This is a genomic window from Mitsuaria chitosanitabida ATCC BAA-476 = NBRC 102408 (assembly GCF_001598255.1).
GTDB lineage: Bacteria > Pseudomonadota > Gammaproteobacteria > Burkholderiales > Burkholderiaceae_C > Roseateles > Roseateles chitosanitabidus.
Window position 1 is genome coordinate 1 of record NZ_BCYP01000027.1, and the last position, 26728, is coordinate 26728.

General features: G+C 73.0%; 24 protein-coding genes. 3 read left to right on the forward strand and 21 right to left on the reverse strand.

Annotation, left to right across the window (positions count from 1 at the left end):
- The 20 genes from MCHT01_RS26325 to MCHT01_RS17625 all read right to left on the reverse strand — a co-directional run.
- Nucleotides 1-1049: tetratricopeptide repeat protein (locus tag MCHT01_RS26325; RefSeq protein ID WP_148661588.1), on the reverse strand; the 1049-nt coding region annotated here is incomplete at its 3' end.
- 20 nt (nt 1050-1069) lie between these two features.
- A complete protein-coding gene (locus MCHT01_RS17535; protein ID WP_067066887.1) occupies nt 1070-2008 on the reverse strand; it encodes a type II secretion system F family protein in 939 nt (312 codons plus the stop codon).
- Between the two features lie 43 nt (nt 2009-2051).
- Complete coding sequence (locus MCHT01_RS17540) at nt 2052-3026, reverse strand: type II secretion system F family protein (RefSeq protein WP_067066889.1); 975 nt, start codon at nt 3024-3026, stop codon at nt 2052-2054.
- Nucleotides 3027-3054: 28 nt separating this feature from the next.
- A complete protein-coding gene (locus tag MCHT01_RS17545; protein WP_420541769.1) occupies nt 3055-4440 on the reverse strand; it encodes a TadA family conjugal transfer-associated ATPase in 1386 nt (461 codons plus the stop codon).
- On the reverse strand, nt 4437-5618 hold the full coding sequence (locus MCHT01_RS17550; protein ID WP_067066891.1) for a CpaE/TadZ family protein: 1182 nt from the start codon (nt 5616-5618) through the stop codon (nt 4437-4439). The genes MCHT01_RS17545 and MCHT01_RS17550 overlap by 4 nt, the downstream gene beginning before the upstream one ends.
- A complete protein-coding gene (locus MCHT01_RS17555; RefSeq protein ID WP_067066893.1) occupies nt 5615-6079 on the reverse strand; it encodes a TadE/TadG family type IV pilus assembly protein in 465 nt (154 codons plus the stop codon). Before MCHT01_RS17555 ends, MCHT01_RS17550 begins: the two co-directional genes overlap by 4 nt.
- Nucleotides 6076-6618, reverse strand: coding sequence for a TadE/TadG family type IV pilus assembly protein (locus MCHT01_RS17560; RefSeq protein WP_245643398.1), 543 nt, complete (start codon nt 6616-6618; stop codon nt 6076-6078). The genes MCHT01_RS17555 and MCHT01_RS17560 overlap by 4 nt, the downstream gene beginning before the upstream one ends.
- A 7-nt stretch (nt 6619-6625) precedes the next feature.
- The gene (locus MCHT01_RS17565) at nt 6626-7891 is read right to left on the reverse strand and encodes a pilus assembly protein TadG-related protein (protein WP_067066895.1); all 1266 of its coding nucleotides are present in this window, start codon (nt 7889-7891) and stop codon (nt 6626-6628) included.
- 24 nt (nt 7892-7915) lie between these two features.
- Nucleotides 7916-8221, reverse strand: a complete 306-nt coding sequence (locus tag MCHT01_RS17570) for a hypothetical protein (RefSeq protein WP_067066897.1) — start codon at nt 8219-8221, stop codon at nt 7916-7918.
- 2 nt (nt 8222-8223) lie between these two features.
- On the reverse strand, nt 8224-10044 hold the full coding sequence (locus tag MCHT01_RS17575; RefSeq protein WP_245643400.1) for a type II and III secretion system protein family protein: 1821 nt from the start codon (nt 10042-10044) through the stop codon (nt 8224-8226).
- A gap of 24 nt (nt 10045-10068) precedes the next feature.
- Nucleotides 10069-10932 (reverse strand): Flp pilus assembly protein CpaB, encoded by an 864-nt coding sequence (gene cpaB, locus MCHT01_RS17580; RefSeq protein ID WP_067066899.1) that lies wholly within the window; start codon nt 10930-10932, stop codon nt 10069-10071.
- Complete coding sequence (locus MCHT01_RS17585; protein WP_067066901.1) at nt 10929-12302, reverse strand: DUF8689 domain-containing protein; 1374 nt, start codon at nt 12300-12302, stop codon at nt 10929-10931. The genes cpaB and MCHT01_RS17585 overlap by 4 nt, the downstream gene beginning before the upstream one ends.
- Before the next feature lie 9 nt (nt 12303-12311).
- Entirely contained in the window at nt 12312-12878 is a 567-nt protein-coding gene (locus tag MCHT01_RS17590) for an A24 family peptidase (RefSeq protein ID WP_067066903.1), read from the reverse strand.
- Between the two features lie 34 nt (nt 12879-12912).
- Complete coding sequence (locus MCHT01_RS17595; protein ID WP_067066905.1) at nt 12913-13098, reverse strand: Flp family type IVb pilin; 186 nt, start codon at nt 13096-13098, stop codon at nt 12913-12915.
- Nucleotides 13099-13210: 112 nt separating this feature from the next.
- The gene (locus tag MCHT01_RS17600) at nt 13211-13408 is read right to left on the reverse strand and encodes a Flp family type IVb pilin (protein ID WP_067066907.1); all 198 of its coding nucleotides are present in this window, start codon (nt 13406-13408) and stop codon (nt 13211-13213) included.
- A gap of 174 nt (nt 13409-13582) precedes the next feature.
- Nucleotides 13583-14083 carry a response regulator transcription factor gene (locus MCHT01_RS17605; protein ID WP_084452874.1) on the reverse strand — a complete coding sequence of 167 codons (501 nt, stop codon included), beginning with the start codon at nt 14081-14083 and terminating at the stop codon, nt 13583-13585.
- Between the two features lie 11 nt (nt 14084-14094).
- Nucleotides 14095-15021 (reverse strand): methyltransferase family protein, encoded by a 927-nt coding sequence (locus MCHT01_RS17610; protein ID WP_067066911.1) that lies wholly within the window; start codon nt 15019-15021, stop codon nt 14095-14097.
- Nucleotides 15021-16193: a phosphatase PAP2 family protein gene (locus MCHT01_RS17615; RefSeq protein ID WP_067066913.1), complete on the reverse strand. Its 1173-nt coding sequence runs from the start codon at nt 16191-16193 to the stop codon at nt 15021-15023. The genes MCHT01_RS17610 and MCHT01_RS17615 overlap by 1 nt, the downstream gene beginning before the upstream one ends.
- Before the next feature lie 76 nt (nt 16194-16269).
- Nucleotides 16270-17007: a response regulator transcription factor gene (locus MCHT01_RS17620; RefSeq protein ID WP_067066915.1), complete on the reverse strand. Its 738-nt coding sequence runs from the start codon at nt 17005-17007 to the stop codon at nt 16270-16272.
- Between the two features lie 127 nt (nt 17008-17134).
- On the reverse strand, nt 17135-18748 hold the full coding sequence (locus MCHT01_RS17625; RefSeq protein ID WP_067066917.1) for a sensor histidine kinase: 1614 nt from the start codon (nt 18746-18748) through the stop codon (nt 17135-17137).
- A 530-nt stretch (nt 18749-19278) separates the two neighbouring features.
- Here MCHT01_RS17625 and orn point away from each other — a divergent pair.
- The 3 genes from orn to MCHT01_RS17640 all read left to right on the forward strand — a co-directional run bounded on the left by orn (nt 19279) and on the right by MCHT01_RS17640 (nt 24537).
- Nucleotides 19279-19845, forward strand: a complete 567-nt coding sequence (gene orn / locus MCHT01_RS17630; protein ID WP_067066919.1) for an oligoribonuclease — start codon at nt 19279-19281, stop codon at nt 19843-19845.
- Between the two features lie 80 nt (nt 19846-19925).
- The gene (locus MCHT01_RS17635) at nt 19926-21944 is read left to right on the forward strand and encodes a bifunctional chorismate-binding protein/class IV aminotransferase (protein WP_067066921.1); all 2019 of its coding nucleotides are present in this window, start codon (nt 19926-19928) and stop codon (nt 21942-21944) included.
- Nucleotides 21889-24537 carry a DEAD/DEAH box helicase gene (locus MCHT01_RS17640; protein ID WP_067066923.1) on the forward strand — a complete coding sequence of 883 codons (2649 nt, stop codon included), beginning with the start codon at nt 21889-21891 and terminating at the stop codon, nt 24535-24537. Before MCHT01_RS17635 ends, MCHT01_RS17640 begins: the two co-directional genes overlap by 56 nt.
- Before the next feature lie 108 nt (nt 24538-24645).
- Here the strand turns inward: MCHT01_RS17640 and MCHT01_RS17645 are convergent, their stop codons facing one another.
- The gene (locus tag MCHT01_RS17645) at nt 24646-26190 is read right to left on the reverse strand and encodes an FAD-dependent oxidoreductase (RefSeq protein ID WP_067066925.1); all 1545 of its coding nucleotides are present in this window, start codon (nt 26188-26190) and stop codon (nt 24646-24648) included.
- Nucleotides 26191-26728: the final 538 nt, after the last annotated feature.

Sequence of the window (26728 nt, forward strand, 5' to 3'; positions counted from 1 at the left end):
GGACGCGAGAGTGCTGGTGGGAGTGGACGTGAGAGTGAAAGTGAGAGTGGGAGTGGGAGTGAAAGTGGGAGTGGCTCCTTCTCCCGCAATGTCCGTTCCTCCACTCCCTGTCGCGGCGAGGCGTCTTGCTCCCTCTCCCGCAGGGCGGGAGAGGGCTGGGGTGAGGGTCTTCCGGCGCCCTGCGCCTCGACGTCAAGCTCGACCGGAGAGACTGTCGGCGACTGCGACTGCGACTGCGACTGCGACTGCGACTGCGCTGGCGGCGTCTCGACGACCACGCCGGGCGAGGGCTCCATCGGTGGATTCGAGGCGACCGCCTTCGCGGGCATCGCGGCGAGCCTCACCAGCGCCTCGTTCCGGTTCTCCCGCGCCCGGGCCGACCCCGGATCGATCTTCAGCGCCTCGTCCAGCAGCGCGAGCGCCGGTTGCGGCTGGTCCTTGAGCAGCAGCACATAGGCCAGGTTGTTGCGCGGCCGCGCGCGACCGGGCGAGAGCTCGACCGCCCGACGCAGCGCCATCTCGGCGGCGTCGAGCCGGCCGGCGGCGGCCAGCATGCGGCCCAGTCCGTCCAGGGCCTCGACGCTGGACGGATCCCGCGCCGACGCCTTCGCATAGGCCTCGGCCGCGCGCGGCCAGTCGCGCGAACCCTCGAAGTAGCGCGCCGTCGCCAGGTAGGCCTCCAGCGGCAGCGGCGCGTCGTCGACATGGAAGACCGGCTCGATCGTCAACGGACGCGGCTTGCCGGAGGCCGGCTCGTCCTGCCACATCGCGCAGCCCACCAGCGTCAGCCCGCAGGCCGAGGCGCAGGCCACCGTCCGCAAGGCCGGCATCCGCGAGGCCGGCGAGGTCCGCCGCCCAAGGCTCGCCGCGAGCGCCACCGGCGCCATGGGCGCGAAGTCCGACGCGGACTCGGCGACGATCCCGCGCCCCGCATCGCGGGCGGCCGACGGGACGCCGCGCAGGCCGGCCGCCTCCACCGGATCCAGGCCGATCTCGATGTCCACCTCGTCCAGCGGCAGCGGGGGCGGGAAGCGGGATTGCACGCGCATGACGGTCTCCTGGTCGGGGCTCAGTTGCCGCCCATGGTGGGCAGCAGCACGCGATAGATCTGGATCATGGCCGGCCCCATCAGCACGACCATCAACGCGGGGAAGATGCAGAAGATCAACGGGAACAGCAGCTTCAGCGCGATCTTGGACGCGGCCTCCTCGGCCCGCTGCCGACGGCGCGTTCGCAGCATCTCCGCATGGATCCGCAGGGACGCCGCGATGCTGGTGCCGAAGCGCTCCGCCTGGCTGATCATCGTGACGAAACCGTCCACCTCCTCGACGCCAGTGCGGATCGCCAGGTTGCGCAGGGCCCGCTCGCGATCGGCGCCGGCGCGCAGCTCCAGGTTCACCAGCCTCAGCTCGTCGGCCAGGGCCGGACTCTTGAGCTGCAGGTCGTCCGCCACCCGCAGCATCGCGGCCTCGGTGCCCAGGCCCGCCTCCATGCAGACGGTCATCAGGTCGAGCGCGTCCGGGAAGGCCTCGAAGATGTCGCGCTGGCGCGTGCTCACCAGCTTGTTCAGCACGATGTTGGGCCCGTAGTAGCCGACCGAGGCCAGCACCAGCAGCAGCATCGCCAGCGAGGCGCCGCGCGGCGCCTCGCCGCTCATGGACATCAGGACGAATCCCGCCAGCGGCAGCCCCAGCGTCAGCAGCGTCTTCAGCCCGAAGAAGGCCGCCGGCGCCGCCGGATTGCGGATGCCCGCGTGGGAGAAGCGCAGCTTCAGGCTGGACTGCTCGAAGCCTTCCTCCGGCATGGACAGCTTGCCGATGGGCTTGGTCAGCTCGGCCACCACCTGCATCGCGCGCTCGCCGCCGCCGCCACGCCGCCGCGCGTCGCCCGTCAGCGCGCGCAGCCGCTGCCGGGCCGGGTCGGGCCGCACCAGCGCGCCCAGTCCCAGCACCGCGGCCACGGCCACCACGAACACCATCGCCAGCACGCCCATCTGCATCGCGGTCATCGTGCGTCTCCTCGTGTCCCGGGGTTCCGGTGTCCGCGCCCGCTCAGACGCGGATGCGGATGATGCGGCGCATCCACAGGATGCCCACGGCCATCATGAACAGCGCCACGCCCACCATGCGCAGGCCCAGCGGGTCGCTCCACAGCACCGCCATGAAGTCCGGATTGAGCAGGTTCACCACCATGGCCACGCCGAAGGGCAGGGCGGTCAGGATCATGGCCGACAGCCGCCCCTCCGCCGACAGCGTGCGGACCTCGCCGAGCAGGCGCAGCCGGTCCCGCACCAGCGCCGAGATCTTGTCCAGCAGCTCCGCCAGATTGCCGCCCGACTCGCGCTGGATCATCACCGCCACCACGAAGTAGCTGACGTCGGGAATCGGCACCCGCTCCGCCAGCCGCGTCAGCGCGTCGTTGGCGGGCACGCCGTAGTTGATCTCGTCGAAGAGGATGCGGAAGTCGCGGCCCAGCGGCGCGGGCATCTCCTCGGCCACCATGCGGATCGCCGACGGGAAGGCGTGACCGGCGCGCATGGCCCGCCCCATCAGGTCCAGCGCCTCGGGGAACTGGCGCTCCATGCGGGCGGTGCGCTCGGTGGCGCGCGAGGCCACGCGCCACCACGGCAGCACCGCCAGCCCCAGCGCCAGCCCCAGGCCCACCACCATGGGCTTGCCCAGCAGCATCGGCAGCAGCAGCCCGCAGGCCCCCAGCGTCAGCGACAGCAGCATCAGCTCCGCCACCGACGCCGTCACCGCCGCGGCCGCCGTCAGGCGCCGCATCTTGCGGCCCGGCCCGGTGCGGGCCAGCAGCGCGTTCAGGCGCGGCAGCCGCTCCTGCGCCTGGGCGCGCTCGATGCTGCTGCTGGCGCCGGCGGGGTTCTCGCCCGAGAGCGCCGACAGCCGCGCGGCGATGCGCTTGGCCTCCGCGCTGTGGCGCGAGGCCCAGAGGATGTACAGCCCCTCGATGGCCAGCAGCACCGCCAGGAAGGCGACGCCGGAAAACAGGATCAGGCTCAGGTCCATGATGGGCTCCCGTGCGTCGGACTCGGACTCAGACCTCGACCCGCATCGGCGTGAACAGCGTCTGCGGCAGGTCGATGCCGCGCGCCGACAGCCGGTCCCAGCAGCGCGGCCGCACCCCGGTGGCGCTGAAGAAGCCCTGCACCGCGCCATTGGGGCCCACGCCCGTCTGCTTGAAGGAGAAGATCTCCTGCAGCGTCACCGTGTCGCCTTCCATGCCGGTGACCTCCTGGATGCTGGTGAGCTTGCGGGTGCCGTCGGACAGCCGGTTGGCCTGCACGATCACGCCGATGGCCGAGGCGATCTGCGCCCGCGCCGCCTTGGCCGGCAGGTCCACGCCCGCCATCGCGATCATGCTTTCCAGCCGCGCCAGCGCGTCGCGCGGCGTGTTGGCGTGCACCGTGGTCATCGAGCCTTCGTGGCCCGTGTTCATCGCCTGCAGCATGTCCAGCGCCTCGGCGCCGCGGGTCTCGCCCAGGATGATGCGGTCCGGCCGCATCCGCAGCGCGTTGCGCACCAGCGCGCGCTGGGCCACCTCGCCGCGCCCCTCGATGTTGGGCGGCCGCGTCTCCAGCCGCACCACGTGCGGCTGCTGCAGCTGCAGCTCGGCCGCGTCCTCGATGGTGACGATGCGCTCGCTGTGCGGGATCGCGCCGCTCAGGATGTTCAGCAGCGTCGTCTTGCCCGAGCCCGTGCCGCCCGAGATCAGGATGTTGGTCCGCGACTGCGACAGCGCCGCCAGGAAGCGCGCCATCTCCGCCGACATCGAGCGCAGCTCGATCAGGTTGTCCGCCTTCAGCGGAACCGCCGCGAAGCGCCGGATCGAGAGGATGGGCCCGTCGATGGCCAGCGGCGGAATGATCGCGTTCACGCGCGAGCCGTCCGGCAGCCGCGCGTCCACCATGGGGCTGGCCTCGTCCACGCGGCGGCCGATGCGCGAGACGATCTTGTCGATGATCTTGAGCAGGTGGTCGTCGTCGGCGAAGCGCACGTCGGTGAGCTCCAGCCGGCCGCGCCGCTCCACGTAGACCTGCGCATGCGTGTTGACCAGGATGTCCGACACCGTCGGATCCGCCAGCAGCGGCTCGATCGGGCCGAAGCCCAGCATCTCGTACTGGATGTCGCGCACCAGCGCGCGCCGCTCGGCGGCGTTCAGGACCAGGTTCTCCTCGAACAGCAGCCGCTCCACCATCTGCCGCAGCTCTTCCTTGAGCGTGTCCGCGCCCAGGCCGTCCATCGCCTCCAGGTCCAGGCGCCCGAGCAGCAGCTGGTGGATGCGCGTCTTGGTGGCCTGGTAGGCCTGCGTCGGCGCGCCGGCGGCCTCCTCGGGCGGACCGTCGGCGCCGTTCATGCCACCTGGCAGGAAGCCGGCGGCCGCGGCGCCCAGGCGCTCGCGCAGGGTCATGGATTCCTTCATGCGGATGCTCCCCGGAACAGGCCCGACAGCCAGCCGCGCTGCGGTGCGGGCGCCTCGGGCGCGATCTGCTGCGCCAGCTCGCGCAGGGCCTTGGCGATGCTGCTGCCCGGCGCGATGGTCTCGACCGGCACGCCCTGGTTGACCGCCCCGGCGACGGCCTCGTAGTGGTTGGGCAGCACGATGGGCTCGACGATGCCCAGCGTGCGCCGCAGGTCCTCGAGGCTGAACTGGCTGTCCTTGTGATGGCGGTTGACGATCCAGCGGACCTTGTCGGCCGGATAGTCCAAGGAGCGGAACACGTCCCGCAGCCGCTTGCCGTCGCGGATGAAGGGCAGCGTCAGCTGCAGCACCGCGAACAGCTTGTCGGCCTGGTCCAGCGCCGCCAGCGTCACGGCGCTCAGCGAGCGTCCCACGTCCACCACCACGTAATCGAAGCTCTCGCGCGCCTGGCGCAGGATGGCCTGCACCTGCGCGGGCGTGACGTCGGCCGCGTGGGCCGGATCCTCCGGCGCGGCCAGCACCCACAGGCCCGGGCCGGCCTCGGCCATCGCGGACTGCAGCAGGTCGGCGTCCAGCCGCGCGATGTTGCGCGCGACGTCGGCCACGTGGCTGGGCGGCGTCTGCGTGCCCAGGAACAGCGCGGCGTCGCCGAACTGCAGGTTCATGTCGATCAGCGCGACCCGGCGCCGGCCGCCGGCCGCCAGCAGATGCGCCAGGTTGGCCGCGACGAAGGTCGCGCCGCTGCCGCCCTTGCAGGACACCAGCGCCAGCAGCTCGCCATTGCGCACCGGCTCGGGCGCGGCCGCCGCGCCGGCCGCGCCGCGCTTGCGACGCAGGCGCTGCAGGGCGGCGAGCACCGCGTCGCCGGGCGCGGCGGCGGGCAGCACCTCGCGCACGCCGGCCCGCATCGCGCGCATCAGCAGGTCGGGCGAGAGCTCCGGCGCCACCAGCACCACGTCGACCTCCGGGTGCTGCGTGGCCAGGCGCTCCAGCGCGAGGAAGTCCTCGGTGGAGGCCGTCTCCGCCAGCAGCAGGTCGGGCCGGCTGCCGTTGACGATGGCGTTGACCTCGCGCAGCGGCTTCTCCAGGGATCCCACCGCGAAGGCGGGATCGGCGCGCAGGGCCTCCAGCCACGCGCGGGCGTGGGCGGCGTCGGGGGTGACGATCTTGACTCTCACTGGCACACCTCGTTGGAAGCGCTGCTCATGTACTCCTTGCGCAGCGTGGTGGCGAAGGCCGGCAGCGTCAGCGTCAGCGGCGTGAAGGGGATGATGGCCTTGTAGGTGTAGCCGGTCAGCGAGACCATCACCGCCTTGCAGTCCACCGACGTGCAGGTGTTGACCGCGTTGGGCGGGTTCAGATAGGACACCGTGATGTTGGCCGTGCCCAGCGTGGGCAGGCGGCCGATCATGCGGGACTTGATGTGGCTGTCGTTCATGTCGCACACCACGGCCAGCCGCGCGCCGTAGCGCGTGGCCTCGACCGCGGCGTTCCAGGTCCACAGCAGCCGGCCCATCTCCACCGCGCCCATCACCAGCATGCAGAGCAGCACGCTCACCAGCGCGAACTCGACCGCGGCCGCGCCGCGCTGCGCGCCGCGCGGCGAACGATCCTGGCGGGTGAGGCGACGGGGGTTCACAGCTGCGCCCTCATGGTCACCGTGATGGTGTTGAAGTTCATGCTCGGGATCACGAAGCCGACCACCGACGTGTAGGGGTAGCTGTTGATGCTGGCGGTGACCAGGTTGACGGTGCCGCTGCCGGTGAGCTGGTTGGCGTTGGTCGCCGGGCACAGCGAGGCGTCGCAGATGCTCACCATGGCGGTGGTCAGGCCGGGCAGCAGCGCTGTGCCGCTGCAGTCGGTGGTGGCGTAGACCGCCAGGCAGCGGGCCTGCGCGGCGATGGTGGCGTCGCCGGGGCCGTGCTGCGAGAGGTGGCGCGCGGCGTCGCGCACCGACTTGTCCAGCATGTTGTAGCTGAAGACCGCGCGGCCCAGCTCGCTCGCGCCGAAGACCAGCAGCAGCAGCGGCGTCATCAGCAGGCCCAGCTCCACCGCCGCCACGCCGCGGCTGCGCGCCCGCCGGCCGACGCGGGCGGGCGCCGCGTCGATGCCGGTCGCCTCGAGGGCCGGACGAGTGTCCGCCTCGACGGTGGGGCGCATGGTCGATTCGAGTCGCATGCCGGCCTCACTGGACGAGCGCCGGGACCATGGGTCCCACGCTGGTGGAATCGCCCGCCACGCCCGAGGACGCGCAGGGGCTGCCGATGGCGCTGGACAGGCCGATGTACTCCATGTTCAGCGTGTCGTTGGGGCTGTCGATGGGCTGCAGCATCAGCACGCAGGCCCAGCCCTGCACGGTCGTGGTGTGCGAGCCGCTGGAGAGCGCGCTGCAATCGATGATGGGCGCGATCACCAGCCGGCGGTCCGCGCCGTACTGCGTGTGCTGCGCCACCGTCGTCGTCGGGTTGTAGGCGTTGCTGATCGACAGCCCGGTGATGGTGTTGCCGGCCGCGACCGTGCTGCCGTAGGGCGTGTGCGAGGCGCGCCGGGTGATGAAGTCCCCGATCGCGTTCTTGCCCGAGGGCCAGTCGGTCGTCGTGTAGGCGTAGCCGGTGAAGTCCGGCGGCGCATTGGTCACATTGGTCGACCCGGTCTGGTACAGGCCGAAGCGCGAGTTCCAGGCCTTGGCCGCGGCGTTGCCCATGTTGCCGGGCTGTCCCACCGGCGTGGTCACGTTCAGCGAGCACATGCCGTTGCCGGTGAGCAGGGCCGCGAGCTCGCTCTCGCCGCCGCTGGGCGGGCTGAAGTCGATCCAGTTCCAGTTGCCGCCGCCGTCCTTGAAGCGGCCGCTGACCCAGGCGCCCGCCGTCAGGCCGAAGGGGGGCGAGGAGCTGGCGCTGGAGCCCGCCGCCTTGCACACGCCCAGCGGCACGGCGCAGTTGCTCTGCGCCGGGGTGAGCGTGGCGGTGGCCAGGGCCTGGACGCTGCTGGCCCCGAGGCCCAGCACCCGCATGAAGTAGGGCGCGAAGCCGCCGCGCGTCAGCGTGCACCGCACGTACTTGGAGGACGCGGAGGCCGCGCCGGCCGAGCTCCACAGGCTGCCGGCGGCCAACGAGCTGCCGAAGCCGACGGTGATGTCCGCGTCCGTGATCGCGGAGCCCTGGAAGGCGACGCGGTTCTGCTTGGCGATGGTGCGGCCGGCCGCCTCGGCGCGCGGGAAGGCCGCGGCCGGGATGGTCGGCGCGCCGGTCAGCTCGTAGCTGGCCGCCAGGGCGCAGGCGTCGGCGGCGTTCTGCAGCTCGGTCTTGGCCAGGTAGAGCCGGCCCCCGTCCACCGCCAGGCCGAGGAACCCCACCATCACCGCCAGCAGCAGGCCCACCACGATCGCGACCGCGCCGCGCGAGCGCTCGCGCGAGGCGCGGTGGACACGACGATGCGGGCGGGCGGACATGGCGGTCTCCCTGCGGGCGCGGGCTCAGCGGTCCGTGCCGCCGGCGCCCACGCCGATGTTGATGATGTTGCTGGGCGGCGGCGCCTTGTACGAGTCGACAGCTCGCACGCCGGCCTCGCGCATCAGGCGCCCGTCGGTGCGGGTTGTCAGCGCGGCGTTGCGCGCGGGCGCGTTGGGATCCAGCACCTGCTGCGCGAAGAGCGCGCGCGTGGCGTCGCTGAACTGACGGTCGGTCTTGGGTGTCGTCGTGGCCGCGCAGCCGCACAGCAGCGCGGCGGCCAGGGCGATCAGGCTCGGCGTCAGGGCGCCGGGGAGGTCGTCGCGGATCATGGTCACTCCTTGTCGAAGCCGCCCTTGGCGGGGGACTGGGTCTTCGTCGCCGGCAGGGCGGGCGCGGCGCCGTCGGCCGCGGCCTTGTCGTCCTTGGCCGGGGGCTTGCCTTCGAGCCGGCCTTGCAGGATCAGCTCGCCGCGCGTGGGCGGTGTGTAGTTGTCGGTGGGCAGGCGGTAGTCGGGCGGCAGCGGCTTGACCAGGCGCGGCGTGATCACGAAGACCAGCTCCGAGCGGTCGGTCTGGAACTGCGTGCTGCGGAACAGCGCGCCCACCACCGGGAGCTCGCCCAGGAAGGGGAAGGCCTTGATGTTGGTCGTGGTGTTGTTCTTGATCAGCCCGCCGATGGCGAAGCTCTGGCCGTCCATCAGCTGCACCGTGGTCTCGGCCTTGCGCGAGGTGAAGGAGGGCAGCACCGAGTTGAGCGAACCCGCGCTGATCTGCACGCCGGTGGCGTTGAGTTCCGACACCTCGGGCCGCACGCGCAGGTGGATGCGGCTGCCGCCCAGCACGGTGGGCGTGAACTTCACCGAGACGCCGAATTCCTTCTCCTCCAGCGTGACCGTGCTGCCGCCGTTGCCGCCGTTGTTCTGCACGACGGGGATCAGGATCTTGCCGCCGGCCAGGAAGCTGCCGGTCTGGCCGCTGATGGCCATGACGGTCGGCTCGGCGAGCACCTTCACCAGGCCGTCGGTCTTCTGCATGTTGAGCTGCGCGTTGGTCGCGTTGCGGCCGGGGACCGTGCCGTAGGTGGTGGTGTAGGTCGGCCGTCCCTGGGTGTCGTAGGTGACGGTCACGTTGCCGCCGCTGATGCCGCCCAGCGGCACCGTGCCGCCGACCACCGCGTCCACCGAGCTGAAGGGGACGCCGGTCGGGCCGGTGCCGCTGATCTGGCCCAGCAGCCCGGTGGCGCCGCCGAAGATGCCGCCCAGGAAGCGCACCATCGAGCCGTCGCCCGGCGCGTAGGCGCGCGAGAAGTCGATGCCGAAGGCGTCCAGCAGCGACTTGGAGACCTCGGCCACCTTGACCTCCAGCATCACCTGCTGAGGCGCGCCGACCTGCAGCATGTTGACCACGCGCGCCGAGCCGGCCTTGCCGTCGCCGCGCACGTAGGCGGTGGCCAGGTCGATGGCGCGGTTCAGGGCCTCGCTGTCCGAGACCTCGCCGGCGAGCACGATGGAATCGAAGGCGGCGGACACGCGGATGCCGGGCTCGCCCGGCAGCAACTGGCGCAGCGTGTCCTGCAGCGCGGCGGTGTCCATGCCCACGACCACGTCGAAGGAGGTGCAGGCGCCGGTGCGGTCCAGCATCACGACGTTGGTCGAGCCGATGCTCTTGCCCAGCAGGTAGATCTCGGTCGGGGCCAGCAGCACCACGTCGACCTCGGCCACGCCGGGGCGGGTCTCGGGCGCGGCAGTCGGGGCCTTGGCGGCGGCCTCGTCCTTCTTGGGCGCGGTCTCGGCGGGGCGCGCGGCGCGGGCGTTGTCGGGATTGCCCAGCAGGATGCGGGCGATGGGCTGGGTGGGCTTGACCAGCGTGGACTTGCCGACCGGGACCGTCACCAGCGGCGCCACGTCGACCCGCGAGCACACCGGACCGGGCGCGGCGGCCGGACGCGTCGCGGCGATCGCGGCGGAGGTGCCGGCGGCGGGGGGCGCGGCCAGGGCGGCCGCCGACGCGAGGGCCAAGGTCAGCGCGGCCAGGGCGATCGGCGCCATCGCCAGCGGCGAGGCGGAGGGGACGCGCGGCGTGGTCGTCGCGTCACGCCGCGCGCCCTGGCGCGAGCGGCGGACCGAGGGCGAGGCGGGCTGGGTCGTGGTCATGACGTTCTCCCTGGGGCGGCGTGCTCAGAAGCACTCCGTGACCTTGTCGAGGCCGCGGATCAGCTCGACGCAGCTGCCGCGCGAGACGGCGGCCACCGGCGAGGCCACGGGCGCGGCGCGGCGGACCGCGACGGGGTGGGGGGCCGGCGCGGGCGCCGGAGCGGAGGCCGGGACCGCCTGCGCCTTCAGGCCCAGCAGCGCGGCCTTGGTGGCGCCGGTGCCGGCGGTGATGGTCTTGGGATCGGTCTGGTTGCGCAGCACCAGGGACAGGGTGCCCACGCTGCGCGCCAGGTCCAGCAGCTCGGCCTCGTCGGGGGAGACCTCCAGCGTCACCGCGTTGACGACCTTGGGCCGCGTCGTGTCGCGGTCGGCCTCCTGCGCCACCGCCAGGACCAGGATGCGTTCGAGCACGATCTTGGAGATGGAGTGGTCGCGGTCGCCGCGGGCGGCGTTCTCGTCCTGCGTGTTGACCATCACGTCGACATAGGTGCCGGGCAGCGCGAAGCCGGCGACGCCGACCACGTCGTTGACCCGCACCGCCATCGCGCGCTTGCCGCTGGGCACCACGGCGGACAGGCCGCCCTTGGTGCCGACGGGCGCCAGGCGCGCCTCGGTCAGCGGCTCGCCGCGCTGCATGGAGACCAGCACCACGCGGCCCTCCAGCGCGGCCGGATCCTCGAAGGCGCCGGCCGGCACGCTGCCTTGCGGCCAGTCGGTCATGCGGACCATCTCGCGGGAGATGCGGCCGCCGAGCTCGATGTCGGCGTTCGCCACCGCGATGCGGCCCTGGTTGCCGTTCTGGCCCTGCATCCAGCGGGCGGCCATGATGACCGCGGCCAGACCGGCGATCGCGGCGATGAAGAGCATGAGCAGACCACGGGATCTCATGACGACCTCCTCGGGGAGTCACTGGCGGCGGCGTCGCGGCGGGCATCGCCGTCGTCGCCGAACAGGGTGTGCCAGGCCCAGTCCATCAGCCCGGGATCGAGCGAGGGCGGGACCTCCAGGTAGCGGGCCCGGCTGGCGACCAGGCGCAGCAGGTCGCGCGGATGGCAGGCCAGCAGCGCGCGGCCGCGGCCGCCGTGCAGGGTCTCGATCAGGTGTTCCAGGGCCTCGTCGTCGAGCGGCAGGCCCTCGTCCTCGCAGGCGCTGGCGAAGATGCGCGCGTAGGCGTGGCTGTCGACCGGACCGACCTCGATCTTGTGGCCGATGCGGCGCAGGAAGGCGTCGTCCAGCGCGCCCGGCGCGAGGTTGGACGAGAACACCAGCTGCATCTCGAAAGGCACCTCGACGCGGGCGCCGCCGCGCAGGGTCAGGTGATCGTGGCGGCGCTCCATCGGGACGATCCAGCGGTTCATCAGCTCGCGCGGGGTGACGCGCTGGCGGCCCAGGTCGTCGACGATGAACAGGCCGTTGCTGGCCTTCAGGTGGGGCGGCGCCTCGTAGTAGCCGGCGCGCGGATCGAAGCCCAGGTCCAGCATCTCCAGCGTCAGCTCGCCGCCGCAGGAGACCACCGGCCGCTCGCAGGCGACCCAGCGGGCGTCGGGCCGGGCGCGGTTGTCCAGCGGCGCGCGCGCGGCCAGCGCGGCGTCGTCGGCATCGAGAGGTCGGTGGCATTGCACGTCGTAGAGGCGGATGACCTCGTCCTGCGCCAGCACCGCGTGCGGGATCGCGATCGGACCGGGCAGCAGGCGTTGCAGGCTGCGCGCGATGAAGGTCTTGCCCGACCCCGCCGGGCCGTGCAGCAGCAGGGGCCGGGCCGAGTTCATCGCGGTGCCCAGCTTGTCGACCAGCTCGTCGGCCAGGATCAGGTCGGCGAAGACGGCGCGCGCCAGCCGCAGGGTGACGGGCTCGGACGGGGTCTGCGCGCGTACGCGGGCGGCGTAGTCCTCCAGCGTGACCGGGGCCGGGCCGACGTAGGCGCTGCGGGAGAACGCGTCCAGCGCGCGGGCGCGGCCGGCCAGCGTCAGCTCGAAGACAACGTCGGATTCCTGCTCGCCGCGGCGCGAGACCTCGAGCAGGCCGTCGCGCCGCATCGCCTGGCAGACCGCGCCGACCAGCGCGCCGCCCAGGCACAGCCGGGTGGCGAGCTCGACCAGCTTGGCGCCCGCGGCCTGCAGCAGGGTCTTGGCGACGAGGTCGGCCAGGAAGGGGCCGGGCAGGCCGGTCTCCTCGAGGGTCTGCGGCGCGCGCGGCAGCAGCGAGGCGATCGAGCTCGTGCGGGGCGCCAGCGCGTGGGGGAAGTGGACCAGTCCCATGGCGCGCTCCTAGGCCAGCCGGGGCAGCAGCAGCGCCGCGCCCGTGCCCATCGCGATCGCGACGGCATAGGGCAGGCGCGCGGCCGTGCGGGTGAGCGGGGTGTCGACGGCAGCGGGCGCGGCCTCCGGGTTGGCGCCCGTGAGCGTCACGGGCTTGCCGAGCAGGTTCGCGACGAGGCGGGTGGCGACGCCGGCCTCGCGCAGGCTGGCCAGCGTCAGCAGACCGCCGGCGAGCATGGTGTAGATGACGGCGAGGGCCACGGTCGGCACGCCGAGGAACAGCCCGACGACGGCCATCAGCTTGACGTCGGCGGCGCCCATCGCGCGCATCAGGTACAGCGGCAGCATCAGCGTCAGGCCCAGCACGGCGCCGGGCAGCGGCGACCACCAGTGCGGACCCGACAGGGCGGGTTGCCCCGCGGCCATCGCGCCGGCGTGCAGCGCGAGCGCGCCCACGGCGCCGGCGGCGAGCCAGCGGTTGGCGACGCGCCGCCGGCGCAGGTCGCTGGCCGCCGCGCCGGCAAGCAGCGCGGCCAGGGTCGCGAGGGCGACGGCGGTGAAGAGCGAGGCCTGCATGGCGGCGTTCCGTCGGGCGGCGTGGGCCGGGGGATCAGACGGAGATCGCCGCGGCGACCGCGCTGGCGACGGCCGAGAAGATCGCGTCGAGCTTGGAGCCCACGAGGGCGACCGACGCGATGATGAAGACCGCGATGAGCGCGGCGATCAGGCCGTACTCGATCGCGGTGACGGCCTCGTCGTCATGGACGAGCGCCTGTAAGCGATGGATCAGGTTCATGGGGAGCTCCTGATGACACGGTGAGGGTGGTGGTGGTCGGCGGTGGGCGTCGCTGGGCGGGCGAGCCGGCGATGGCGCGGTGGCGATGGACCTCGCGACCGCGCCAGGCCGCTCAGGTCGCCGCGGCCAGCTGGCTGGCGACGTAGGTGAACAGGGCCGACAGCTTGGAGCCGACCAGGGTGACCGAGGCGATGATGAACACCGCGATCAGCGCGGCGATCAGGCCGTACTCGATGGCGGTCACGCCTTCTTCGTCCTGACCGAAGGTCTTGACGGCGCGGACGATCTTGGAGAGGGAGAAGAGCTGCATGACGTTTCCTTCAAAGGGGGAGTGAGGGAAAGCGCACCTGGGCGCGTTGGCTGGTTCCATCGGGGCTGGAACCGGACCCCGTCGGCCTGTTCTGGGACGCCGGCCGGCGAAACGCGTCATTCGGGAGTCGGGGACCTCGGGCCGGGCCCGTGTGGCTTGTCCATGGCCCTGACTCTAGGCATCGCGCTTGCCCTGCGCGCCGGAGGATGGCGCCATCGGCAGGGGGGAGCTTGACCCTTGCAGGGGGGGAGTTTTGTCCTGCCCCGCCGGCCGGCCGAGCGCGCCCAGACGCAGCAGCGCGCCCAGCAGCTCCGCGGCGGGACGGTGCTTCTCGAGGAAGGCGCCGGCGCCCAGGCGCAGCGCGCGGTCGCGGGTGGGGCCGTCGCCATGGCAGGTCAGCACCAGCACGCGGGCGCGGATCAGCAGCTCGGGCAGCAGGCTCAGGCCGTCCTCCCCGTTGAGATCCACGTCCAGGATGACGATGTCGGGTCGCAGCGCGCGCGCGGCGCTCAGCGCCTGCGCGCCGGTGGCGGCGGTGCCGACGCAGTGCAGCGATTCCGGCGTGCAGGCGATCAGCCGCGACAGACCGTCGCGCACGGTCTGCTGGTCGTCGACCAGCAGCACGCCGAAAGGCGGAGCCGCGGCCATCGGCAGGGAGAGCGGGGTCGGACTCATGGTGGTCCGCCTCAATAGACGAAGGGCAGCAGGCGCCAGGGGACGCGGCGGCGGTACGCGGCGTAGTCGCCCGAGGCCGTGTCGGCCTCGGTGCCCGCGGTGCCGGTGGCGCCGGGGTCGAGCGGCGTCTGGCTCAGCACCGCCTCCTCGCGCCGGATGCGCACGACCTGCGCGACGTAGAGCACGGCCAGCACCAGCGCGTTGCGTGGCGAGGCGTTGACCAGCAGGAAGCCGACGTGGCCAATGAGGTAGCCCAGATAGATGGGATGGCGCACCACGCGATAGGGGCCGCGCATGACCAGGCCGCGCTGGGCCGGCAGCAGGCCGAAGGAGCGGCCCAGCGTGATCTTGGAGGCGAACTGCCAGCACAGGCCCGCCAGCTGCAGCGCGGCGCCGATCCATTCCGGCGCGAAGGCCCGCGTGCCGTTCGGCGAGAGCAGCGCGACGAAGCTGGTCGCGTAGAGCGTGGCCGCCAGGGCGGGGATCGACAGGTCGCGCTGCGAGGCCCGCCGCGCGACCAGCACCAGCATCAGGGTGTAGCCCTCGGCGATGACCAGCAGCAGCAAGGTGCCGCGCGTCGGCTGCTGCCACCAGGCGTAGCCCCAGCGCGACACGACGAGCGCCAGGGCCAGCAGCGCGAAGCTGCGCAGCAGCCATTCGGTCAGGCGGCCCTCGCGGCGCGGCGCGGCGGGCGTCCGGCGCGGGGAAGCCGCGGCCGTCTTCGCATCGCGGGGCGCGGGGCGATCGATGTCCGTCGGTGTCTTGGTCGACCCGGCCATCCCGGGTGCGCCGACCGGGTCGGTCATGTCGGTCGGAGCGTCGAGGGCGGTCGCGCCGTTCGTGCCGCCCGGCGCGGGCTTGACCAGGCGCAAGGCGGGCGCGCGGCGGCCGGACCGCGGGCGGGGCGTGCCGCCCGGAGGCGTGAGGGACAGGGACATCACGAGCTCCTCGGATCGGAGGGGACGGGGCGCGCGGGCGTCGGCCGCCCCGGACGCCAGGCGATGGCGATCAGGGCCAGCGCGATGCCGGCCAGCACGTCCACCAGGTAGTGACCGCCGCACACCGGCGTGGCCGCCAGCATCAGCAGGTTGAGCAGCAGCGCGGGCCAGCGCAACGGCGTCGCCCACAGCGCGTGAGCCAGCAGCACCGCCATGGCCGCGTGCAGCGAGGGCATGGAGATCAGTCCCTGCATCTGGCTCAGTGCCAGCGTGCGCAGCGTGCCGTCGCGCAGCGCCTCGAAATGCCCGAGGTTGGCCGCGCCGGCCGAGTCCGGTCCGACGAAGAACTTCCAGGCACCCGCCGCCGGCATCGGCGCGGACAGCAGGATCACCGCCACGGTCACCACCGTGTAGCGCAGCATGAAGTCGCGCAGCGGGTCGCCGCGGAGGCTGAAGCCCAGGTAGAGCACCACCACCAGGATCTGCGGCAGGCCGCTGTTGTAGCCCAGGCGCAGCGCCGCGCGCACCGCGTCCGGCGCCTGCTCCGTCAGCACGCGCAGCGTGGGCCAGTCGAAGCCCAGCACCGCGTCCCAGTCCGCCAGCGCCGCGTCGACCAGCGGCGGGGCCAGCGAGACCAGCAGATAGCTCAGGCAGGCCGCGACGGCCTGGAAGAGCAGCAGCACGACCGCGCTCTCCAGCGTGACGGACAGGCGCGGATCCTGGCGATAGCGGCGCAGGGCCAGCGGCGCCCCCAGCCCGAGCATCGCCAGCCCGACCACGGCGAGATCGCGCGGCACCACCTGCCAACCCTCCAGCAGCATCCAGGCCAGGTCGACCGCGGCGAGGGCGAAGGTCAGCAGCCAGACCCAGGCCAGCGGATCGGTCGCGGCCGCGCCGGCGGGCACGGCCGCGTCGAGCAGCTCGGCGAAGGCGTCGCGCCGCGAGCGGGCGCAGTAGACGGTGTCGTCGTCCGTCTCAAGGCCGCTGTCCGCGTACGCGGGCTCGTCGCGCTCGAGGCGTTCGGCGCGCAGGGCGTCAGGGGCGTCGGGGGTGTCGCGGAGGTGGCCGCGCTCGGCGGGGCGGGACGGCCGGAGCGTCGCGGCCGGGCCCGGGACCGCGGCCGCGGGGGGGCGCGGGGGCCAGAAGGGCGCATGGAGGCGGAGCTGCGGCATGGGGACCTCGCGGAGATCGGGAGTTCATCGTGATCTCCGACCCCGCCAGGCGCCAGGGAGGCGCCGCGCCACCGGCCTAGGACATTGCTCCCCCCGCCGCGCGGCACGGCGCGGGGCGGTCCAGCCCGTGCGCCGCGGCATAGACGTGCAGTTCCAGCCGGCCGCGCACGCCCAGCTTGGAATAGATCGTCGTCAGGTGGTTGCGCAGGGTGTGTTCGCTCATGTGCAGCGTGTCGGCGGCCGACAGCAGCTTGGCGCCGGCGTTGCGCAGCAGCACCTCGATGATCTCGCGCTCGCGCGGGGTGAGGGTGGCAATGCGCTCGGCGTCGGGGTCGCGCGGCTTGGGCGCCGCGCCGCCATCGGTCAAGCGGCTCATCACCTCGCCCAGCAGCGCGCGGTGCAGCCAGACCTCGCCGCTGCTCACGCACTCGATGGCGCGCAGGATGGTCGCCGCGGGCGCCGACTTGTGCACCACGCCGCGCGCGCCGCGCATCACCGCGTCGCGATGCAGCTCGGCGTCGTCGGCACCCGTCAGCACCAGCACGCGCGCGTCGCCGCGCTGGCGCAGCGCGCCCAGCGCCGCGCCGGCATCCTCGCCGCCCAGGTCCAGGTCCAGCAGCAGGACATCCGCGCCGGGCAGCTCGTCATGGCGCAACAGCTCGTCCAGCGTCGACGCGCAACCCGCCATCGCCATGCGCGGACGGGAGGCGTCGATCAGCTGCTGCAGTCCCCACAGCGTGATGTGGTGGTCCTCCGCGACGAAGACGCGGATGGGGCGGGCCGCCAGGGCGGGGGTGCTCAAGCTCACGGTCATGGCTGTCTCCTTCGAGTCCGTGGCGCCATCCTCCCGGGCGCTCGTGTGATGTGTCGGCTCGAAATCAGGTCGGGATCAGGGGTCGATCCATGGGCGGCGCCCAGGATCGATCGGGAATCCAGCGGGGTCAAGGGTGGATCGGAATACGGAACTGGAGCTCCGTGTCGAGCCCCGCGATGCGCGCGATGGTCAGGGTGCCGCCAAGCTCGGCCACGCGTTCATGCAGGGAATGGGGGTGGAAGTCCGGCGCCGGACGGCCGCTGACGCTGCCGCTGTCGTCGCCGATGCACAGGGTGAGATCGCCGTCGTCGCCGCGCAGCACGATGCGCACGTGACGCGCCTGGGTGTGCTTGCGGATGTTGTTCAGCGCCTCGTTGACCAGGTGGAACATCGCGCCGGCCAGGGCGCGCGAGCTGGGCAGCGACTCCGGGCAGTCGACGTCGACCTCGATGCCGAACAGCAGCGCGAAGCGCCGCGCCTGGCGGCGCACCGCCGGCACCAGCGCGTTGTCGCCGCCCTGCGTGCCGGTGCGCAGGCCCGAGATCAATTCCCGCAGCGAGGCGACCTCGGCGTTGACCAGGTCGGCCAGCGCGTCGACCTCGGCGCGCGCCGGGTTGTCCGCCGGGATGCGCAGGGCCACGCACTCGACCGCGTACTTCAGGCCCAGGTAGGGCTGGATCGCGCTGTCGTGCAGGTCCCGGCCGATGCGGGCGCGCTCGTGCGAGGCGCTCTCGTCCTGGAGCTGGTCGACCAGGGCGGCCTGCTCGATGACGCGCAGCAGCTCGGGCGTGGCGTCGATCACCGCGTGCAGGTCGTGGCGGTGGCCGCGCAGGCCGCGGTAGCCGATCAGGAAATGGCCGTGCTGGCGGTCGTAGCGGGTCAGCGGCGCGATGTGCAGGTGACCCACGTCCAGCAGGCGGGCCAGGGCCTCCATCGGTCCGAGCAGCGCGCGCGAGGGGCGCTGGCTGCCATCGCCCTGCAGGCGCGGCCGGGGGTCCCACCACTGGCGCGCGGTGTAGCTCAGTGCGACCGTGCCGGTCTGCGCCAGGAGCTGCTCCATCGCCTGATGCGCCGAGGCGCTCGCGCGAAAGCCGCCGTCCTCGCGGCTGGCCACCATGGCCGGGGCGCCGAAGCGGCTGGGCAGCACCAGCGCCAGCACGTCGGACTGCGTGCCCTGGCGCAGGCGCTCGACGAGCTCGGTGCAGATGGGCTCCAGGCCGCGGCGCGGATCCAGGCCGGCCTCGATCTCGTCGATCAGCGCGATGCGCCGGTGCAGCGCGCGCATGGGCCGGGCCAGCAGCGCGGCGGCGGGCACCAGGGCCAGCACCAGGTACTGGGCGAAGCCGCCGAGGCGCTCGGCGGTCGGGAGCGGCGCGCGGCCCGCGTCGGGGTCGAAGGCGATGGCCACCACGCCCAGCGCCGCCATCATCAGGCCGTGGCCGACGCCGTAGCCGATGCTCGCCAGCACGATGGGATGGACCAGGGCCAGCATCAGCATCATGTTGCCGATGTTGAAGTGCCACATCATGGCGCTGGCCCAGGCCACGTCCAGCCAGTAGGCGGCCAGGCCGGAGACCAGCGGGCGGTCGTGCACGTCGGCCCACATGAAGGCGCCGGACCAGGCGATGTAGGCGAGCATGGTCAGCCCCGCGCCCAGGTCCAGGGTCGGCTTGATCGAGATGAGCAGCACGCTGACCAGCAAGGCCGTGACGACGCGCAGGCCGGCCGAGAAGCGGCGCATTTCCGCGGAGGGGCCGGCGGGGGCGGCCGATCCGGTGGGCAGGGCGGTCGCCGCGCGACCGCGCGCCGGGGCTGGCGCCTCGGCGATCGCGGCCGGCGGGGCAAGTCCGCCTGGCCCGGCTCCCGAGGGAGCCGCGTCCAACGACTGGCGAAACATTCTTGTGACCTTCTGGCGTCGCCGATGGGCTCGACTCGCTTGCGCCAAGTCTGACACCGCCAGGGCTGGCGTCACCCCCGGGAACAGGTGACGGCCTGTCGCGAAATCGCCGCCGGCGCGGGAGTTTTCACGCTTGCCAGCCGCTCGCGGGAGGCGCATGCGCGGCCGATCGCGGGGACGGCGGCCGCGTCGACACGTGCCGGGAACCCCGTGGACATCGGACGGAAACCCGCGTCGACGTCCCCCGGACCGGGTCGGTCGCAGGGTGTTGCCGGAAGCCCCGGCAAGGCTGCGACAATCCGCCGATTCGACGGCCGCCGTCCCTCTCGGGGACACGGTCCGCGCACCCCAGACAAGACACGAGGATTCCCGCCATGAGCGACAACCCCGAGCTGCCGCTGAACGACCAGAACCTGATCTGGATCGACCTGGAAATGACCGGCCTGTACCCGGACAAGGACCGCATCATCGAGATCGCCGTGGTCGTGACCGACCCCTTCCTGAAGGTGCGCGTCGAGGGCCCGGTCTTCGCGGTGCATCAGAGCGACGCGGCGCTGGACGCCATGGACGCCTGGAACAAGGGCACGCACGGCAAGAGCGGCCTGATCGACCGCGTCAAGGCGTCGACGGTGGACGAGGCCTCGGCCGAGCAGCAGGTGATCGACTTCCTGAAGGCCTACGTGCCGGCCGGCAAGTCGCCCATGTGCGGCAATTCGATCTGCCAGGACCGCCGCTTCCTGGCCAACTACATGCCCAAGCTGGAAGACTTCTTCCACTACCGCAACCTGGACGTGTCCACGCTCAAGGAGCTGGCGCGCCGCTGGAAGCCGGCCGCGATGGACGGTTTCAAGAAGGCCCAGAAGCACACCGCGCTGGCCGACATCCACGAGTCCATTGACGAGCTGATCCACTACCGCGAGCAGTTCCTCAAGCTGGACTGATCCGGCCCCTCGCGACGCCGCGATCCCCGCGATCTCCACGACCCCGATGAGCAACGCGCCCCCGCGCGCCTGAGCCGCCCATGGACACCCCGCGTCGCCCGCATCCGCTGTGGGCGGCATTCGACTTTCCGCGCCATCCGCTGGCGCGCGAGGACGGCGAACGCGTGCGCGGCGCCTTCTTCGCGCCGCCCGTGGAGCACCTGATCGCGCGCGATCCGGAACGGCTGCGCACCGTGCTGCGCCTGGCGCATGCGGCGGCGCGGGCCGGCGCCTGGGTGCTGGGCGGCCTGCGCTACGAGGCGGCGGGCGCGCTGGATCCGGTGCTCGCCACCTGGGGCGCGCCGGCCGCGGCCACCGCGAGCGGCGGCGCCCGCGCGGTCTCCGCCACGCCGGGTGCGCTCGGCGTCGGTGGCGTCGTCGGCGATCAGGGCCCGGGGGGCGATCCAGGTCCTCCGCTGGCGGAGTTCCTCGTCTGGGATCAGGCGCCCGCACCCTGGCCCGAGGATCTCGCCGCGGCCGGCGCGGCGCGCGCGCATCCGATGTCCGGCTGGACGGATGCGCGTCCCGATGCCGATGGCATGGCCGACGTCGAGCGCATCCGCGAGTACATCCGCGCGGGCGACTGCTATCAGGTCAATCTGACCACCCGCCTGACCGCCACCGCGGGCGACGGTTTCGATCCCGAGGCCCATTTCTTCGCGCTGCACGCGGCGCAGCCGGGCGGTTTCGCGCTGTTCCTGCGCACGGGGGAGGGCACGGTGGCGAGCGTGTCGCCGGAGCTGTTCTTCGACTGGCGCCCGCTGCCCGAGGCGCCGCAGGCCAGCCACACCTGGCTGGTGTCGGCGCAGCCGATGAAGGGCACCGCGCCGCGCGGCCGCGACCGCGCCGGCGACGAGGCCGCCCAGGCCTACCTGCGCACCAGCGCCAAGGAGCGCGCCGAGAACCTCATGATCGTGGACCTGCTGCGCAACGACCTGTCGCGCGTGGCGGTGCCGGGCTCGGTGCGCGTGCCGCGGCTGTTCGAGCTGCACGCGCTGCCCACGGTCTGGCAGATGACCTCCACCATCTCCGCGGTCACACGGGCCGGGTTGGCGCTGGACGAGGTGATGACCGCGCTGTTCCCCTGCGGTTCCATCACCGGCGCGCCGAAGAAGCGCGCCATGGAGGTCATCGTCGAGCTGGAGTCCGGGCCGCGTGGCTGGTACTGCGGCGCGCTGGGCCTGATGCAGCCGGGCGGGGCGGTGACCTTCAACGTGCCGATCCGCACCGTCGAGCAGCGCGGCGACGCGCTGCGCTGCGGCGTGGGCAGCGGCATCACGCTGGACTCCTCGCCGCGGGACGAGATCGACGAGTGGCGCGCCAAGGCGCGCTTCCTGTCGCGCGCCGCCGCGCCCATCGAGGCGCTGGAGACGCTGCGCCTGGACGACGGCGTGTTCACGCGTCTGGCGCGCCACCTGGCCCGGCTGCAGCGCTGCGCGCGGCATTTCGGGCTGGCGTGGTCGGCGGACGCGGTGAAGGCGCACCTGGCCGGCATCGCGCAGGCGCATCCGCTGGGATCGTGGCGGGTGCGGCTGACGCTGGCGCGCGACGGCACGCCGGCCCACACGGTGGCCGCGCTGCCGCCGGCCGGCGATGCGGACGCCGACACGCCGCTGAACGTGGCGCTGGCCCTGGTGCCCATCGACACGCGCGGCCCCGACGCCGAATTCATCCAGCACAAGACGACGCGCCGCGCGCTGTACCAGGCCTTCCTGGACGGCAAGCCGGCGGACTGCTTCGACGTGCTGCTGTTCAACCGGGACGGGGAGCTCACCGAGGGCTGCCTGACCAACCTCGCGCTGCGGCTCGAGGCCGACGGGCCGTGGCTGACGCCGCGCGCCGACGCCGGCCTGCTGCCGGGCACGCTGCGCGAGGAACTGCTGGAACAGGGCCGGCTGCGCGAGGCGCGGCTGACCCTGGACGACTTGCGGCGCGCGCATGCGCTCGCCATCTTCAACAGTGTCCGGGGCTGGCGCGAGGCGCGGCTGCGGCACGAGGATCTTCATGACGACCACCACCACACGGCGCCGTCCGACGGCGCGCAAGACCCGCGAGGCTGAGGCGATCGAGTCGCCCGCCACCGACGTCGCCGATCTGGCCATCGCGCCCACCGCCGAGGCCGATCCGGCAGTCGCTGCCGAACGTGCCGTCGCGATCGACGTGGCGCCCGTCGACGCGCCGGCCGAACCGGCGGGCAAGCCCCCGCGCAAGCGCGCCAGCCGCGCCAAGGCGCCTCGCGCCGCCGCAGCCGCGGTGGCCGACGCCGAGGTCGCCCGCGCTGCCGATGCCGCCGAGGTCGCAGCTGCCAACGACGCTGCCGCTGCCGCTGATGCTGATGCTGATGCTGGTGCTGATGCTGCGTCTGCCGACGACGTCGCCGCCTCGGTGACCGACGCCGCCAGCACGGCCGCCGAGGCCGATGCTGTCTTTGCCGACATCCTCGCCGAGGACGCCGCCAACGAGGCCGCCGGCGCCGTCGAAGCGCCCGTGCCGGCGCCCGCGCCGAAAAAGCGCCCCGCGCGCAAGCGCGCCGCGATCGCCGAGGTCGTGGCCGGGTTGATCGCCGATGTCGCCGCGGAAGCCGCCGCGCCGGTCGTGGCCGTCAGCGAGCTCCAGACAGCATCGGGCTCGGCCCAGACCGTCGCGCCGATCGCCTCCGGCGAAGCGTCGGTGGACGCTGACGCCCCCGCCGCGATCGCCGGTGACGCGCTGGCCGCATCGTCGGAAGGCGCCGAGGCCGACGTCGATGCCGAGGCCTCAGCCGCAGCCGCAGCCGCGGCCGCGGCCGACGCGCCCGCCGGCCGCAAGGGCCGTCGCCAGCCGAAGGCCGAGCCGGTCGTCGAGGAAGTGCCGGCCGAGCCGCCGCGCTTCACGCTGGGCGCTCGCGAGGACGATGGCGTGTTCGGCGACTACGAGCTTCGGGACGGCGAGACCGGCGGCACCTTCCGCCTGCGCCTGCTCGGCCGCCAGACCTGGCGCTGCGACTGCGCCGGCTATCTGGCGCAGGGCGAGTGCGAGCACGGCGCTCACCTGCTGGCGACGCTCGACGAGGCGCAGCAGGCGGCGCTCGACGCCGGCTGGCCGGCGCGCGAGGCCGAGGTCTGGCTGGTTCCCGGCGCCGAGCGCCGTGTGCAGTGGGTCTGTGGCCGCGACGTGCCGGAGCATCTGCGCCACCAGCCGGGTCTGGACGAACAGCGGCGCCGTGGCGCCGAGGGCGCGCAGGCCTGGCTGCAGCAGGTGCTGGCCGAGGCGCGCGCGCTGGGCGTGGTCCTGCGCGTGGATGCGCCGGTGTGGCCGCAACTGTGCTGGGGCCGCGATGCGCAGGCACGCGTGGAGCGTCTGGAGTCGGCGATGGCCGATGGCGCCGCGATGCGCGCGCTGCTGCGCGACGAGTTGCCGGTGCACGCCTGGGAAGCGGCGTTGTTCGCCGTCTGCGCCGGCCGCGCCCTGATTGCCGATGACCTGGGCCTGGGCCAGCGCGGCGCCGCGATCGCCGCGATCCGCCTGTGGGGCGAGCTGTTCGGCGTCAAGCCGGCCGTGGTCATCGCCCCGGAGGCCGCGCACGCCGCCTGGCGCCGCGATCTGCGCCGCTGGCTGGGCGACGAGGCCGCCACGGTGATGGTCGCCGTGACGCCGCCGGCCAAGCCCATCGCCGCGCTGCTGGTCGTCGATGGCATCGAGGCCGTGGCGCCCGAGGCCCTGGCCGAGCTGCGCGCCATGCCCGCCGCGCAGCTGCTGCTGATCGCGCATCAGGAGCCGCTGGGCGATGCCCGTCTGAACGACTGGATCGACTGGCTGGACCAGGCCCGCCGCGGCCCGCTGGCCGCGCTGCAGGCGCTGCCCGCCGACGCCGGCAAGAAGCACAAGCGCGAGGCGCTGGAGGCCGTCGTGCTGTCGCGCCGCAAGCGCGAGCTGGTCGATCAACTGCCCGAGGCGCTGCTGTCGCCGCTGTGGCTGGAGGCCGCCGGCGCCAGCCTGCCGTCCGCGCCGCTGAAGCAGATCCGTCAGCTGATCGAGCGCTGGACCGCGCTGCGCTTCCTCGGCAGCGCCGAGCAGCAGCAGCTGCTGGAAGCGCTGGCACTGCTGCCGCCCGCCTCGCGCCAGGCGCTGGCCGCGAAGGCCGAGGCGGTGCTCGCCCTGCGCCGCGAATGGATCCAGGGCGCCGTGCCGGCCGCCGCGCGACTGCTGATCTGCGCGCGCTCGGAGACGCTGCTGGACAGCTTGTCGATGTCGCCGCAGCTGCGCCGCCTGCCGCCGCAGCGCCTGCGCGCCGACGACAGCGCCGAGGTCCGCGACGCCGCGCTGGCGGCCTGGCGCTCGGCGGAGGCCGGCGTGCTGCTGGCCAGCGACGACGCGCTCGCCAGCCTCGATCTGGACGCGTTGGCCGACGATCGCGTGGCCCTCGTCCATGCGGACCTGCCGTGGCAGGCCGGGACGCTGGACCAGCGCGTGCTGTCCGCCGTCGGCGAGGACGCGCGTGGCGTGCCGGCCGCGCTGCTGCTGATCGAGGACTCGCTCGACGCGGCGGTGCTGCGGGCGCAGCGCGACGGCGTGGCCTTCCCGGCGTGGCTGGATGCCGCGCCGGTCTGGCTGGACGCCGATCAGCTCGCCGAGTTGATGGGCGTGCTGCCGAAGCTGCTCGAGGGGCTTTGACCCGGGCTCTGACATGCGACGGCCCTCACCCCGACCCCTCTCCCGCAAGCGGGAGAGGGGCATGCGGCATCGCTCCTTCAGAGGGGCGCGCCTTGGCGCCCGCGTCGCTCAGCCCAATGACACCGGCCCGCGCGGCGACTTGAACACGCCGGCGGGATCGATGCTGGCCTTGAGCGCCCGCAGCCTCGTCACGTTGCCGCCGAAGTAGGCCGACGCCGGCAGCGCCGCGTCGGCGTTCGCGTAGTTGACGTAGGCGCCGCCGCTGGTCCAGGGCTTCATCGTGTCGCGCATGGACTGCGCCCACAGGCCGTCGGCGTGCAGCGTCGCCTCGTCGGCGGTGCCGAGACGGTTCTCCACCACGTACTGCGCGCCGAACAACGCGTTGCGGTGCGGGAAGGCCGTCGCGTCCGGCGCCACGCGCGCGATCGCGCCGCCCATCAGGTCCAGCAGTGCCGCGCCCGGCCGGCCCGCCTTGGACCGCGCCACCATCGCGTCGGTCAGCGCCTGGATGCCGGCCGCCGGCAGGGTCTGGTGGTAGAAGTCGGAGCTCGCCACCATCGCCACCCGCGGCAGGACGCCGCCGACGACCTGCGTGGGCAGGTGGCAGGCGGCGTTCGACAAGGTCCCGCAGTTGGCCAGCAGCAGCGACTCGCCGGTCATGTCGGCGGAGAACTGGTTCTGCGGCGTGCGGCCGCTCGCCGCGAGCAGGCCGTCCCACCAGGGCTTGAACTGGGCGTTGGTCGCCAGCGCGATGCCGATCAGCGTGATCGCCAGATCCCCCTTGGTGTCGCTGGCGATCGCGAGCTGGGACCAGGCCCACTCGGGCAGCGTCGCCGGCCAGGACTGCCAGGCCGCCAGCAGGGCCGGCAGGTCGGCCGCGGTGAAGTAGGCGATGGAGCCGCTGAGCGCGCCCATCGGCTGCGTCTGGAAGCGCAGCTCGGTCACGATGCCGAACTGGCCGCCACCGCCGCCGCGCAGGCCCCAGAAGAGCTCCGTGTTCTGTGTCGCATCGCAGACGCGGGTCTGGCCGTCGGCGGTGATGACGGTCGCGCCGATCAGCGCGTCGCAGGCCAGCCCCATGGACCGGTCGAAGTAGCCGACTCCGCCCCCCAGCGTGATGCCGGTGACGCCGACCGTCACGCAACTGCCCGAGGGCAGGATGCGCCCGGCGCCGAGCACCGCGCGATAGACGTCGGCCAGCTTGGCGCCCGCGCCGACCACCGCCACCGTGCCGTCCATGCGGACGCTGTCCATGGTGCCGGTGTCGATCAGCAGGCCGCCGTCGCTCGTGGACGCGCCCACATAGCTGTGGGAGCCGCTGCGCAGCGCGAAGCTCATGCCTTTGCTTCGGGCGAAGGCGAAGGCCGCCGCGACGTCCGCGCCGCCGGCGCAGCGCGCCAGCGCGCGTGGCACGGCGCCGTCGTAGCGCGCGTTGGCGCCGGGGCGCAGGGTGCCGAAGTCGGCATCTGCGGGCAGGATCAACCGTCCCTGCATCTGCGCGGCCAGCGTCGCGAGTTCCGCGTCGCTGACTCCCTGCGTCGGTGGCACCGGCGTGACCGGCGCGCCGGGGCTGCCGCCCCCGCCACCACATCCGGCTGTCCAGCTTCCGGCGAGCACACCCATGCCCGCCGCCAGGAATCTCCGTCGGTCCATCTCATGTCTCCCTGAGCGGTGATGGACTGCTGTGGTGAGTCCAGTCAAATACCAGTGTAGGACCGAAGAAATACCGATGAAAAGCCGATTCGCCTCGGTACGAACCCGGTGTGAAGGAGGTCAGGGGCGAGCACCCGCTCGGGCGTCGGCTTGGGGTGCAGATTTCGGGAGATGGGCCGCAGAAGGGGCTAGGTGGAAACCCGAAAACTGTTTATACTTGCGGGCTTCACCGTTTCCGACGGTGCTTCGTACGTCTCCTCTGACCTCTTGCAGTCCGCTGCGCCGGAGTCCTGAAAACGGGTTCCACGCAGGCTTCGGCGCTCAGCCGAAGCTGATTCCCTCGACGGGAACACGCGCATTTGCATGCCCTCGGGTTCGGTCGGCGGCGATGCCGTCGCTTTGACTGTTCCCCGGCGCCTCACCAGGCCCCTCGCATCGCGTTTCCACAATGCCCCTGGGCATTGCGTCGCCATGTCGTTTTCTCTGCATTCCTGGTGATCGACGCGAGCTTTCTCCCAGCGACATCACGGTCCCGCCG